At 62.4% G+C, this 13,255-nt stretch carries 13 protein-coding genes; 8 read left to right on the top strand and 5 right to left on the bottom strand.

The annotated features are described in order from the left end of the window. A partial coding sequence (locus VHE12_11870) for a haloacid dehalogenase-like hydrolase (GenBank protein ID HVZ81475.1) occupies positions 1-355 on the top strand: 355 nt, incomplete at its 5' end. A gap of 88 nt (positions 356-443) precedes the next feature. Then, complete coding sequence (locus VHE12_11865; GenBank protein ID HVZ81474.1) at positions 444-887, top strand: PilZ domain-containing protein; 444 nt, start codon at positions 444-446, stop codon at positions 885-887. A gap of 58 nt (positions 888-945) precedes the next feature. On the opposite strand, the gene VHE12_11860 is transcribed toward VHE12_11865, so the two are convergent. Together VHE12_11860 and mdh are read right to left on the bottom strand one after the other, a co-directional pair. Further along, positions 946-1,380, bottom strand: coding sequence for a DUF1761 domain-containing protein (locus tag VHE12_11860; protein HVZ81473.1), 435 nt, complete (start codon positions 1,378-1,380; stop codon positions 946-948). Between the two features lie 246 nt (positions 1,381-1,626). Beyond that, positions 1,627-2,562: a malate dehydrogenase gene (gene mdh, locus VHE12_11855; protein HVZ81472.1), complete on the bottom strand. Its 936-nt coding sequence runs from the start codon at positions 2,560-2,562 to the stop codon at positions 1,627-1,629. A 183-nt stretch (positions 2,563-2,745) separates the two neighbouring features. Here mdh and cysC point away from each other — a divergent pair, with 183 nt between their 5' ends. The 3 genes from cysC to VHE12_11840 are packed head-to-tail and all read left to right on the top strand — an operon-like array spanning position 2,746 to position 6,236. Further along, positions 2,746-3,288 (top strand): adenylyl-sulfate kinase, encoded by a 543-nt coding sequence (gene cysC, locus VHE12_11850; GenBank protein HVZ81471.1) that lies wholly within the window; start codon positions 2,746-2,748, stop codon positions 3,286-3,288. Next, the gene (locus VHE12_11845) at positions 3,289-5,547 is read left to right on the top strand and encodes a hypothetical protein (GenBank protein HVZ81470.1); all 2,259 of its coding nucleotides are present in this window, start codon (positions 3,289-3,291) and stop codon (positions 5,545-5,547) included. 8 nt (positions 5,548-5,555) lie between these two features. Next, on the top strand, positions 5,556-6,236 hold the full coding sequence (locus tag VHE12_11840) for a hypothetical protein (protein ID HVZ81469.1): 681 nt from the start codon (positions 5,556-5,558) through the stop codon (positions 6,234-6,236). A 112-nt stretch (positions 6,237-6,348) separates the two neighbouring features. On the opposite strand, the gene VHE12_11835 is transcribed toward VHE12_11840, so the two are convergent. The 3 genes from VHE12_11835 to VHE12_11825 form a co-directional block, all read right to left on the bottom strand. Beyond that, positions 6,349-7,281 (bottom strand): MBL fold metallo-hydrolase, encoded by a 933-nt coding sequence (locus VHE12_11835; protein HVZ81468.1) that lies wholly within the window; start codon positions 7,279-7,281, stop codon positions 6,349-6,351. 135 nt (positions 7,282-7,416) lie between these two features. Continuing rightward, the gene (locus VHE12_11830) at positions 7,417-7,665 is read right to left on the bottom strand and encodes a hypothetical protein (GenBank protein HVZ81467.1); all 249 of its coding nucleotides are present in this window, start codon (positions 7,663-7,665) and stop codon (positions 7,417-7,419) included. A 73-nt stretch (positions 7,666-7,738) separates the two neighbouring features. Next, a complete protein-coding gene (locus VHE12_11825) occupies positions 7,739-9,727 on the bottom strand; it encodes an aconitate hydratase (protein ID HVZ81466.1) in 1,989 nt (662 codons plus the stop codon). A gap of 218 nt (positions 9,728-9,945) precedes the next feature. On the opposite strand from VHE12_11825, the gene VHE12_11820 reads away from it, so the two are divergent. From VHE12_11820 to VHE12_11810, 3 genes are all read left to right on the top strand, one after another. Further along, complete coding sequence (locus VHE12_11820; GenBank protein ID HVZ81465.1) at positions 9,946-10,155, top strand: heavy metal-associated domain-containing protein; 210 nt, start codon at positions 9,946-9,948, stop codon at positions 10,153-10,155. A 28-nt stretch (positions 10,156-10,183) separates the two neighbouring features. After that, positions 10,184-12,328: a cation-translocating P-type ATPase gene (locus tag VHE12_11815; protein ID HVZ81464.1), complete on the top strand. Its 2,145-nt coding sequence runs from the start codon at positions 10,184-10,186 to the stop codon at positions 12,326-12,328. Positions 12,329-12,405: 77 nt separating this feature from the next. After that, a complete protein-coding gene (locus tag VHE12_11810; GenBank protein ID HVZ81463.1) occupies positions 12,406-13,074 on the top strand; it encodes a DedA family protein in 669 nt (222 codons plus the stop codon). Positions 13,075-13,255 lie beyond the last annotated feature (181 nt).

Genomic DNA, 13,255 nt, shown 5'->3' with positions numbered 1-13,255 from the left:
TTATGTGGCCCTGGCCACCCTGGGTTATGAGCTCTGCGCCCGCTATTTCCAAAAACGCTATGGTTTCGACGAGGTACGGGGGACCACTCTGGGCGTTCAGCGGGGCGTCCTGACGGGGAAGGGGATGCGGATCTTCCAGGAGCATGAGAAAGCCCTTTTCCTCAAGCGCATGGCCCGGGAGCGGGGCATCCCATTGTCCCGAACGGTCGCGGTGGGGGACAGCCGTTCGGACCGCGAGGTCTTCAAGGCGGCGGGCTTCCGGATCGCCTTGAACCAGGACGGGTTCCTGACCCCCTTGGCCGACCGGGACCTCAAGACCCGGGACCTGACGGCCCTTTTGAAATACGTTCCCTGAGGCGGACTTTCGGCAGGGGTGGACTTTTTGGAAAGGCCCGTCCTTTGATATCCTGTTTTTCCCTTTGAGGAACGGGGGGAGGATGACCATGGACAAGCGATCGGGTTGGGCCGAGAAACGCCAGCATGAGCGGGTCGTAGCGACCCTCAAGATGGAATACCACATCGTTTCCGGGCCCGATGCCCAGAGACTCCTCTCCCAGGCCGATTACAGCCAGACCACCGTCGACCAACTGCCGAAGCTTTCGGAAAGGTCCTCGCTCTATCGGGCCGTCACCAAGGACATCTCCATGGGCGGGCTGGCCTTGGTCTCCCAGAACACCCTCAAGCCCGGGATGCTCCTGGAAGTGTCCCTGCATCTTCCCAACTATAAAGTGGACCTGAAGTTCCTGGCCGAGATCCGGCACGTGGAGACCACGGTGGAGATGGGGAAGACCCTCCATCACGCGGGCATCCGTACCCTGGCCATCCACAAGGGGGATGTGGATCGCATCGCCCACTATCTGACGGACCCGAAGAACCTCGACCTGTAAGATCCCGAACAAAAAAAGGCGGCCCGGAAGACCCGGACCGCCTTTTGTCCCCCATCGGTCATTGCCAGGCGGCCAGGATCCCTCCCATCAAGGCCAGGCTCACCAGGTGATGGCCGGTCTGGATGGCGTAGAGTTTCAAGGACCGCTTCTCCCAGAAAACGATGTTCAAGGTGGGCGCGGCGACAAAGCCCAACCACACGTAGAAACCGGTGATCATGCCGTGCAGGAAGCCTTCCTTGTGGAGGAACCCGCCCGCGAATTGGGCCACCGTGGTCAGGACCCAGGCGGTCACCAACAGGGCCAGGAAGTTGCCGATCATGGGCTTCCACATGCCCTTCATGGCCTTGTCCCGTTCCTTCTTGCTGGGCTCCTTCATGCCCATTTCCTTCATCCAGGCCTTCATGAACAGGAGCGGCGAATGCCAGGCCCACCCTAGAAAGAAGCAGACCAGGGCGGATACGAAGATGGCGACCCAATTGTAATGGACTTCCATGAAAACCTCCGGGAACGGAATGAACGGCGGGGACATTCTAACCTGGCTAGGTTCCGAACAAGGTTAAATGAGGGTTATGGGTTAACCCGGTTTTTGGGCATAAAAAAAGGGCGGAAGGTTGTCCTTCCGCCCCGAGATCGCCGCAACGAGATCGCTTCAGGGCCTTCATCGTATCTTTGACGAGATCGGCAAAGTCGAAAGGCGAGGTCGCCACGGTCCATTCGGACCTCGCGACGGCCGATCTCCCTATTTCAAGGCCTTCATCGTATCTTTGATGAGATCGGCCGACTTCTGCACCATGGCCTTCTCCTCATCGTTCAGGGGTACCTCGATGATCTGTTCCAACCCCTTGCGGCTGAGCTTCGAATAGACGCCGAAGTACATGTCCTTCAAGCCGTACTCGCCCTCCAGGTAGCAGGAGGCGGGGATGACCAGTTTGGAATCCTTCAGGATGGCCTCCACCATGGAGCCGGCGGCCGCGCCGGGCGCCAGCCAGGCCGAGACGCCCAGCAGGTTCACCAACTCACCGCCCCCTTTACGGGTGCGCTCGACGATGGCTGCGATCTGGTCGGCCTTGAGGATGTGGGTGATGGGGATGCCGGCGATGTTGCAGTAGCGCACCAGGGGCACCATCTCGTCGCCGTGCCCGCCGATGACCGAAGCGTTGACGTTCTGCACCGCCACGTCGGCGGCCAGCGCCAGGAAGGTGCGCATGCGGGCGGAATCGAGCACCCCGGCCTGGCCGATGACCCGGTGCTTGGGGAGGCCGGAGGCCTTGTAGGCCACGTAGCACATGGTGTCCAAGGGGTTGGTCACGACGATCAGGATGACGTTGGGGCTTTGGGCCACGATCTTCTTGGCCACATCGGCCACGATCTTCTGGTTGATGGCCACCAGGTCCTCGCGGCTCATGCCGGGCTTGCGGGGCATCCCGGCGGTGATGACGCAAACGTCCGAGCCCGCGGTGGCGGCATAGTCGGTGGATCCGGTCAGGCGGGCGTTGAAGCCCGAAATGGGACCCACTTGGAGGATATCCAGGGACTTGCCGGCCGGCAGGTCCTTGCCTTCCATGGGAATATCGACCAGGACGATGTCGCCCAGGTCCCGCTCGGCCATCCAGGCGGCGCAGGAGGCCCCCACGTTTCCGGCTCCCACGACGGTGATCTTCGGACGGTTGGACATGTTTGCCTCCTGGATTTTTTTGGGCCCTCGAACGAGGCAGTAGTCTATCCAAGGTCCTTTTTGAAGTCCATGAGCTGGGTCAGCACGGTGGATCCAGGGGGATGGCGGGCAAGCACGGCGCATCGAACCATTGACATCCACAGCCCCCCTGTTTAGTTTGAGGCGGACGGCCCAGGAGACACCATGAGCGACGAGCAAAAGCAGAAGGGCTTTACCCTTTGGTTCACCGGTTTATCGGGTTCGGGCAAGTCCACCATCGCCGAACGGGTGGCCTTCAAGCTCGAGCGCCGCGGCCTGCCCGTGGAGGTGCTGGACGGCGACGTGGTGCGCACCCACCTTTCCAAAGGGTTGGGCTTTTCCCGGGAGGACCGGGACGCGAACATCAAGCGGGTGGGTTTCGTGTGCCAGCTCTTGACCCGGCACGGGGTCATCGCCGTGGCCTCGGTCATCTCCCCCTACCGGGACGCCCGGGACTACAACCGCGCCAAGATCCGGGATTTCATCGAGGTCTATACCCGCTGTCCGGTGGAAGTCTGCGCCGAGCGGGACCTGAAGGGCCTCTACCAAAAGGCCAAGGCCGGGGAGATCAAGGGCTTCACCGGCGTGGACGACCCCTATGAGCCGCCCCTGAACCCCGAGGTGGTCTGCCGCACCGACACCGAATCGGTCGAGGAAAGCGTCGAAAAGGTCCTCCAGAAGATCAAGGAACTGGGTTATCTTTCCTAGGTGATCCCCGTCCCTTTTTCAAAACTTCCTCCTTGGGCCCGGGCCCTGGGTCCTCTTCTCCTTTTCGCCGTCCCCATCCTTTTCCTTTTCGGTCCATTCCTTCGGCCATCCACCCACGGGGTGATCTCCCGCCTGGGGGATCTTTCCACCCAGTTCGTCTGGTGGCGTGAGTTCGGTTTCGGCGAATTGCGGCAGGGCCGCCTGGCCCTTTGGGACCCGAAGCTCTTCTGCGGCACGCCCTTCCTGGGAGGGTTCCAATCGGCCCTGCTCTATCCGCCGAATTGGACCTTCCTTTTCCTGCCCATGGCCTTCGCCCTGAACCTGAGCATGGTCCTCCACCTGTTCCTGGCCGGGGCCTTCACCTATCTCCTGGCCCGATGCCGGGGGAACGGTCGGGCGGCCTCCTCCCTGGCCGGCTTGATCTTCATGTTCAGCGGCGCCTTCTATCCCCGCATCCTGGAAGGACATCTTTCCAACCTTTGCGCCATGGCCTGGATCCCTTTCATCCTTTGGGCGCTGGAGGGATGGCGCCGGGAGGGGAAACCGCTTTGGATCCTTTGGGGGATCTTCGGGTTGGCCATGCAGGTCCTTTCCGGGCATCCCCAATACGTTTATTACACGGTCCTTTTTGCCGGTGCGCTCTGCCTGGCGGCTCCCGCTCCCGGGAAGAACGGAAAGGCCCGGGTCCTTTTCGGGTTCCTGGCCATGGGGACCGGGGCGGTCCTGCTCTCGGCCATCCAGCTTTTGCCCGGGTGGGAGGCGTCCCAGGAGAGCGTCCGTTCGGTGAAGCTCTCCATCGGCGTCCTGGACATGCTGGACCTGACCCCCGAGCGGCTTTGCACCCTCCTCATGCCTTATTTCTACGGCGGATGGAAGGACTATTGGGGCGGCGGGATCTATTTCGAGGCGAATCTCTTCGTGACCGTGACGGGGTTCCTGCTCGCCCTGATGGCCTGGAAGATCTCGGCGGACCAGGACCGGAAGGTCCTTTGGGGCATGATCCTCTTCCTGACGGTCCTGATGGTGGGGCGCCGGACGCCCCTGTTCCTCCTCTTTTGCGACCATTTCCCCCTCTTCGATCATTTCCGGGGTATCGGAAAACTCAACATCCTCACCGCGCTCTGCCTGACGCTCCTGGCCGCGGGGGCCTTCGAGGCCATCCTCCGGGAGCCTGAGAAACTAAGGGACGTATCCAAACCCCTGGCGATGGGGAGCGGGCTCTTTCTCCTCTTGGCGGGGATCTTTTTCACGGCCGCCCATTTCGGCGGCCAGCGGATCTTCCGGCAATTCCTGCCCCACGCGGATTCCATGGCGGGGAACCTCCTCGGGACGGGACTCTTTTTAGCGGCTTTGGCCCTGCTCAGCCGGGAAACGCCACGTCGACAGGGCCTGAGGTGGGTCTGGTGGGGTCTGGTGGCCGTGGAATGCGCGGCCTTCGCCCTCGCCAACCGTTCGAGCTTCGACCTGGAAGCCCTGAAAGAGAGGACGGCCGCCATCCAGCGGACCTACGAGAAGGACCCGGGGGATCACCGGGTCTGGATGGACCTGGCGAACTATACCCTGGGCGCGCCTTCGGGGCTCGATGTCTGGGGGGAGGACCCGATGATGTTGGGCCGCTATACCCGTTTCGCGGTCCTGACCCAGGGCTACGATCTTTCCAACGATCTTTTGCGGCGGCCCTTTTTCGTCCGCTTCCCCCCGGCCCTGGGTCTCCTGCGATGGCGTTACATTTTTCATGAGGACCCCGACGGGCTGGTGTCGAAGAGGACCGGCTTGAAGGAAATGCCCCGGGCCCTTCTGGTGGGGGACTACCGCATCCTTCCCGAGGAGAAGGCCATCGAGGAGGCCGCCCAATTGGATTTCGATCCGCTCAAGACGGCCCTTCTGGAAAAGGACCCGGGCTTTCCCGCAGGGAAGGGTCCGGTGAAAGGGACCGTGCGTTTGAAGGACCTCGACAGCGACCATGTGGAGGTCCGGGTCCGGAACGCGAAACCCTGCCTCTTGGTCATCACGGACAATTACGCCAAGGGCTGGAAGGTCGAGCCGATCTCGGGACCCCCAAGTCCCGTTCCTTCGGTGTTGCCCGCCAACGGATTCCAGCGGGGCATTCCCTTGGGGGCGGGGGAGCATGATTTCATCCTGGAGTACCGGCCGTCGGCCTTTGGCGCCGGAAAATGGATCTCCGTTGTCTCCTGGGTCCTATTCCTTCCCCTGATGCTTTTTTTCGTCCTATCCGCCCCTGAACGGCGGGGCCTATAATATTTCCCATGGAAGAGATCACGGCCGAACAATTCCTCCAAAGCACCCAAGCCTGGAAACCCGAGGGTCATTTCCTCGAGAAGGTCGAAAAGCAACTGAAAGCGGGCCATGCCCCCGCCGAACAGGTCCCCGGATTGGCGAAAGCCTTCCAGGAATGTTCCCAGGCGACCTATGCCTATATCCAGTTCATCCATGAACTGGCCACCACGAAGGTCATCGACCGCAGCAACTTCCTGCCCCAAGTGGCCCAGTTGGTGGGCCTCGTCCACGCCGTCCAGCGGGCGGGCCGCCAGTACAAAACGGTCTTCCAGGCTTACGACGAGGTGACCCGCTCGGCCCTCACCCAGGACCAGTTCGATACGGTCTATTACGACGCCATCCAGAACATCGAATTGCGGGAACTCCTGAAGAAGATCATCGAGGAAGTGGAGGTCGTCCTGCAGTCCTTTTCCCTGGTGAGCGGGGACCTGTCGGGCATCCAATGCGTGGACCTCTATGAGGCCTGCATCCGATTCCAGCTTTTCCTGCAATATTTCATGGTGAAAAAGAGTTTTTCGAACGAGGAACTTTGGTCCATCCTCTTCGACGTCTACAACCAAGTGGGGGAGATGGAGAGCCTGTCGATCGAGCCCACGGCCGATGAGCTGCGGGACCTGCACGAGAAGATTCAAAAATATAAGAACAACTGACGGGAAGAACGGGGAAGGGCCCGGGCCTTTTTGCGCCCCGGAGGTCCTTAAATGGCAAGGATAAGACCCTCGCCCATTGAGCTGCGCTCAAGGACAGAGGGGTCTTTTATACCTAAATGGTGAGGATGAGACCCTCGGCCGCGGTGATGGTGTTGGTGAAGAGGGCCTTGGCCTTCTCCTCCTTCTGGGCCAGGAAAGCGTCGTCGTGGTTGGGATCGTGATGGTAGAGCGCCAATTGCTTCACGCCCGCCTCCTTGGCGACCAGGCAGGCCATCTCGGGAGTGGAATGGCCGAAGCCCTGGGTGGAGACGGGGCCGGTGTACTGCTCCTGGGTGTATTGGGCGTCGTGGATCAGGAGGTCCGCACCCTTGGCGAACTGGATCAGCCGGCGGTCGCCGTCCACATAGCCTTCCAGGTCGGTGGCGTAAACGATGGATTTTCCCGCGTACTGGAGCTTATAGACCAGGGTCCCGTTCTTGGGGTGGTTGTAGGCCCGGTACTGGCTGATGATGACCTTGTCCTTGAAGGTGGCCCTAAAGTCGGTCTGCAGGTTCACCACTTCCGCTTCGCCCCCCTCCGCCAAAAGCACCTGGTCGAAGGGCTTCAAGGTGGTGATGCGCTTGATCGAATGGGTCTCCTTGAGGTCGATGGGGAAGAACATCTGGTCCATCATCATGGCCAGCACGTATTCCAGGCCGGTGTCCGCGCCCACGGGGCCATAGACCGAGGGGCCGAAGATGGAAAGGGCGGAGTCGCCGATGTAGAGGGGCGGGAAGAAGGGAAGCCCCATGATGTGGTCGTGGTGGGTGTGGGAAATAAGGATGGTCGCCTTGAGGCGCTTGATCTTGTCGCGGTTGGAGAAAAAGTTGCGCACCATCTGCTGGCCCGCGGCCACGATGCCCGTGCCGGCGTCCAAGAAGATGTCATGGTCCAGCACGTTGACCTGGACGCAGGAAGAATTGCCCCCGATCTTGAGCGTGGACGGGCCGGGCACGGGGATGCTCCCCCGGACCCCCCGGAAGGTGACGGTGAAATCGTGAGCCATTCGACCTCTTTTGGCGTATTACAGCGTTGCGTCGTGATTATTATTTAAGAAAAGACACCCAGTTTCAACGAAAAGGCCCGTTCTAAACCGGCGTAAAACGCTTTCAGCACCCCCATTGGTGGGGGCGTCAAGAGATCAGGGCTCCCAAAGGGCCCGGGGACCGCAGTGGGGGCATTCGGGAGCGGTTTCACCCGCCGTGAAGTGGCGGTTCATGATCCGGTCCTCGCCCGCGCAGGTCACGCAGAGATGGGGACCCGTGTAGAGGAACTTCTCGCCGGGCTTCCGGGCGGAGATGTCGATGTTCATGCGGGCCGCTTCCTTTCCCCTGGAAAGGGAAGGGTCGCTTTGGGGGTCCAAGGGCGTTCCCGAGGGCAGTGTTTCCAAGTTCCCGTTTTCCTTAGCTTCTTAAATAAAAAAGCCCCGCCCTGGAGGGGCGGGGCCGGGTTCAGCTTTTCGCTTACTTTACTTTTTCTTTTTTACCGGCCTTGGCCTTGGGAGCGCCTGCGGCGCCCTGTTGCTTGGTCCAGTTGAGGAGGCCGCCGGCCAGGATGATCTCCTTCTGCCGGGCGGAAAGACCGTGCACCACCTGGAAGGTCTTGCCGTTGGTGACATCCTTCACCGGGAAAGGATGGTCCACCTTCATGACCTGTTTGAGGTCCGGGATCTCCAATTGGTCGCCCTGGTTCACCAGATCGTATTCGGCGGCCTGCACGAAGGTCAGCGGCAGGATGCCGAAGTTGATGAGGTTGGCCCGGTGGATGCGGGCGAAGCTCTTGACGATGACCGCCTTGAGGCCCAGGTACATGGGGGCCAGGGCCGCGTGCTCGCGGCTCGAGCCTTGCCCGTAGTTCTCGCCGCCCACCACGAAGCTCTTGCCCGCGGCCTTGGCGCGGTCGGGGAAGGTCTCGTCCACCTTATTGAACACGAATTTCGAGATGGCCGGGATGTTGGAACGAAGGGGCAGCACCTTGGAGCCGGCGGGCATGATGTGGTCGGTGGTGATGTTGTCGCCGACCTTCAGGATGGCCGGGCCGGAGAGCGAATCGGCCAGGGGCTCGTTCACCGGGAGAGGCTTGATGTTCGGTCCGCGGACGACCTCCACCTTCTTGGGGTCCTTGGCGGGGGGGATGATGCCCTCGTCGTCCCACACGAACTTGTCGGGGATCTCGATCTTGGGGGCTTTGCCCAGGGTGGCCGGATCGGTGATCTTGCCGGTCAGGGCGCAGGCCACGCAGGTCTCGGGGGAGGCCAGGTAGACCTTGGCGTCCTGGGTCCCGGAACGGCCCTCGAAGTTGCGGTTGAAGCTGCGGATGGAAACGGCGCCCGAGGAGGGGGCCTGGCCCATGCCGATGCAGGGTCCGCAGGCGGATTCGATGATGCGCGCGCCCGAGGCGATGATGTCGGCGAGCGCCCCGTTCTTGGCGATCATCTCGAAGACCTGCTTGGAACCGGGGGTGACCGTCATGGACACGCTGGGGTGCACGTGCTTGCCCTTGAGCATCTTGGCCACCATCATCAGGTCGCTGTAGGAGCTGTTGGTGCAGCTTCCCACGCAGACCTGCTGGACGTCGATGTTCTTGAGCTTGGAGACCTCGATCACGTTGTCCGGGCTGTGGGGCTGGGCGATGAGGGGCTGGAGCTTGTTGAGGTCGATGATGAGCTCCTCATCATAGGTGGCCCCGGCGTCGGCGGCCAAGGGGGTCCAGTCCTTGCCCCGGCCCTGGGCCTTCATGTATTCGCGGGTGTTCTCATCCGACGGGAAGATGGAGGTGGTGGCGCCCAGTTCGGCCCCCATGTTGGTGATGGTGGCCCGGGCCGTGGCCGACAGGCTCTTCACGCCCTGGCCGGTATACTCCAAGATGCGGCCCACGCCGCCCTTCACGGTCAGCTTGCGCAACACTTCCAGGATGATGTCCTTGGCGGTGACCCAGGGCTGGAGCTTGCCCTTGAGCTCCACCCGGAGCACCTTGGGCATGGTCATGTAAAAGGGACCGCCGCCCATGGCGACGGCCACGTCCAGGCCGCCCGCGCCGATGGAGAGTTCGGCCAACCCGCCGCAGGTGGGGGTGTGGGAGTCGGAGCCCAAGAGGGTCTGCCCGGGGATGGCGAAGCGCTCCAGGTGGACCTGGTGGCAGATGCCGTTGCCGGGACGGGAGAAGTAGATGCCGTGCTTGGCGGCGACGCTTTGCAAGTAGCGGTGGTCGTCGGCGTTCTCGAAGCCGGTCTGGAGCATGTTATGGTCCACATAGGAGACCGAGAGCTTGGTCTTGACCTGGGGCACGCCGATGGCCTCGAATTGCAGGTAAGCCATGGTGCCGGTGGCGTCCTGGGTCAGGGTCTGGTCGATGCGGATGCCGACCTCCTCGCCGGCGACCATGTTGCCGGAGACCAGGTGGGCTTGGATGATCTTCTGGACCAGGTTCAATCGCTTTTCGTTCGCGGCCATGACAACCTCCGAAGGGTTTTGGGTATATATAAGAAGAAAGAGAGGCGAAATGAGGGGGTATTTTCCTCCCCGGCGCATTTCAATGCAACCCCTATGAGGTTTCATGGGGAGGGGTTGGTTTCACGTCTTCCAAAAAAGCCGGGACCCCTATGATCTGCGGGCTTTTCTTTTCAAACCCGCCTGTTTATGTTTGGAAAGAGGCCCTGGGGAGGTTTGTCATGAAAGAAACCGTTTTAAGCGTGGATGGCATGACCTGCAACCATTGTGTCCGGTCCGTCGAGAAGGCCCTGTCCCGATTGCCCGGGGTCACCCGCGTGAAGGTCCAACTGAGCCCCGGCCGGGCGGTCGTGACGACCGAACAGGACCTGGACCTTCCCACCGCCTTCCAGGCGGTGGAGGAAGAGGGATACCACGCCCACGTCCCCTGAGGCCCCGGCGGGCCCGGCCGATTCCGCCATCCTTTCCATCGAAGGCATGACCTGCGCGTCCTGCGCGGCCCGCATCGAACGCAAGCTCCGGAAGGTCCCGGGGGTGAAGGAAGCCACCGTCAACTTCGCCGCCCAAAGGGCCTACGTCCGCACCCAAGGGACCGTCGATCCGGGCCGGTTGGAAGAGGCGGTCCGCGAGGCCGGCTATTCGGCCCAGCCCTACCAACCCACGGCCAAGACCCAGGCGCTTTACGAGAACGAGAAGATGCGGCTGGGTTGGCGCCTCGGGCTCGCCGCCCTTTGTTCGCTCCCCTTCCTGTTGGAACACTTGAGGATGGGGCATATCCCCATGCTGTCCCCGGGCCTGCAACTGGCGCTGGCCGCGCCGGTCTTCCTTCTCGCCGGGTCCCCGTTCCACCGGGCCGCCTTCCGGGGCTTGATGAAGGGCGAGGTCCTCATGGACAGCCTCGTCTCGCTCGGGTCCGGGGCCGCCTTCTTCGCGTCCCTGGCCGCCTTCCTGACCCGCTCCGGGGAGACCTATTTCGACGCGGCGTCCCTCATCATCCTTTTCGTGACCCTGGGCCGCTACCTCGAGATCCTCGCCAAGCGGAGGGCCAACCGGGCGCTCGAGCTCCTGATGGACCTCCAGCCCCGCGTCGCCCATGTGATCAAGGAGACCCACCAGGAGGACCTGCCGGTGGAGATGGTGGCGCCCGGCGATACTTTGAGCGTGCGCCCGGGAGAGGCCATCCCCGTGGACGGCTATATCAAGGAAGGGAAGGGATGGGCCGACGAATCCCTGCTGACCGGGGAATCCCGTCCCGTGGAGAAACGTCCGGGCGAGCCGGTCTATGCGGGGACCGTGAACGGGAACGCCACCCTGAGCATCAAGGCCCGGGAGGTGGGAGAACATACCGCCCTGGCCCAGGTCATCCGCATGGTGGAAGAGGCGCAGGGGTCCAAGGCTCCCGTCCAGCGCTTGGCGGACCGGGCGGCTTCGATCTTCGTGCCGATCGTGCTCTTTTTGGCACTCTTGACCTTCGGGGCCTGGATGGCCTGGGGCCATTCCACGACGGCCTTTGCCCTGCAGCGGGCCGTGGCGGTGCTGGTGGTGGCCTGTCCCTGCGCGCTCGGCCTGGCGACCCCCATCGCCCTCATGGCCGGGTTGGGCGTGGCGGCGCGGCGGGGCATCCTGATCCGCCGGGCGGAGGTGCTGGAAAGGACCCAGACCCTGGACGTCCTGCTTTTCGACAAGACCGGGACCTTGACCGAGGGTAAGCCCCGCCTCGTGGACCTGCTGGTCTTCGAGGGCGCGGAGGAGGAGAAGATGCTCCGCTATGCCGGGGCCCTGGAACTGGGGAGCAATCACCCGCTGGCATCCGCCGTCCTGAAGGAGGTGATGGTCCTGGACCTCATCCTTCCCAAGGTGGAGGGCCTGGAGGAGGTCCCCGGGGCGGGTTTGAAGGGGATGGTGGAAAGCCACGAGGTGGCCATAGGCACCAAGGCCTTCGTCGAATCGCTCGAAGGGGTGGTGCCCTCGGCCCAGGTGCGGTCCAATGTGGAAGCCTACCGGCAGGGGGGCCAGACGGTCTCCTTGATGGCGGTGGACCGGAAGATCATGGCCATCCTGGTGATGGAGGATCCCCCCCGGTCCGATTCGAAGGAAGTGGTCCAGGGCCTGAAGGGCCTGGGGCTCCAAGTCCACCTCTTGACCGGGGATGGGGAAGTGGTGGCCCGGCGGGTCGCGGAGCGGGTCGGGGTCGATGTGGTGAAGGCGGGCATGGCCCCGGAAGGCAAGCTCCAATACCTGCGGGAGCTGCAGGCCAAGGGCCTCAAGGTGGCCATGGTGGGGGACGGTTACAACGATGCGGCGGCCCTGACCGCGGCGGACTTAGGGATCGCAGTGGGATCGGCGGTGGACGCGGCCAAGGAAGCGGGGGACATGGTGCTCACCCAAGGGGGACTGCATAAGGTCATCGAGGCCATCCAGCTTTCCCGGGGCGTCTTCGCCGTCATCCGCCAGAACCTCTTCTGGGCCTTCGCCTATAACCTGCTGGCCCTGCCCCTGGCGGCCCTGGCCCCGGTCCCTCCGGCCTTGGCCGCGGGGGCCATGGCGATGTCCTCGGTCACGGTGGTGTTGAACGCCTTGAGGCTTTACGGGAAGAAATTTTAAGACCTCCCGCCTGTCCTGTTTCCCTGGGTGGAATGGTAATTTAGTCCCAGGTCCATAATGCCCGGAAAGGGTCCCCGATGTTCCATTGGTTCCAAACCATGCTGGCCCAATATGGTTATGGGGCGGTCTTCCTGGTGGTGTTCCTGAACAACCTTCTGCTCCCGATCCCCGGGGATTCCACCTTGGTGGGAGCCGGCTTCCTGGCCCAAAAAGGGGTCCTCGCCTTCTGGGGCGTGGTGGCGTCGGGTACCGCGGGGTGTTTCCTGGGAGGGTGCGGGGGCTATTGGATCGGTTTTCGGTTCGGCCGGAGGTTCTTGGCCCGGAACCGGTGGCTTCCCATCACGCCGCGAACGGCCAGGCACTGGGAACTTTTCTTCGAAAGGTTCGGCCCCAAGTTCGTCTTCTTCGCCCGTTTCGTGGCCCTGCTCCATCCCGTGACCGGGCTTTTGACGGGCATCTGGCGGACACCCCTGCGGCCTTTCCTGGTCTACAACCTCGCCGGGGCCTTCGCCTATTCCACGCTCTACGTCCTGTTGGGATATTTTTTCGGGCAAAAATGGGAGTTGTTCAAGACCTGGATCGGTCCCGTGGCCCTCTACGGGATCCTCATCGTCGCCGCCTTGGGGATCCTGGGCCTGTTCCTGCGCGGATCCCTCAAGAGTTTTTTCGGCGGACCCGCTCAACGGGGACTGGTCCGGAAAAAAAGACGACCCATTCGATCCCGCCGGCCCGCCCAGAGCAAGTGAGCGGGAGAAGGCCGTTGTTGATCCTCGAGATGGCCGGGACTTTATTTTGCGCCAGCCCTTGAAAAGCCGATTAGTCCGGTCGGCGGGAAAAGGCACCGCGACAAGGCTCCGGATAAAAATAAAACTATTCCCCTTTTGACGCCCAATCTCGAGTAGGGTGGAAGCGTTCAGTCGGTCCATA

The sequence above is a fragment of the bacterium genome (assembly GCA_035549195.1).
Lineage (GTDB): Bacteria > Oederibacteriota > Muellerivitia > Muellerivitales > Muellerivitaceae > DASZRK01.
The sequence above is the reverse complement of the archived record's forward strand: the minus strand, read 5'-3'. Positions and strand labels throughout refer to the sequence as shown.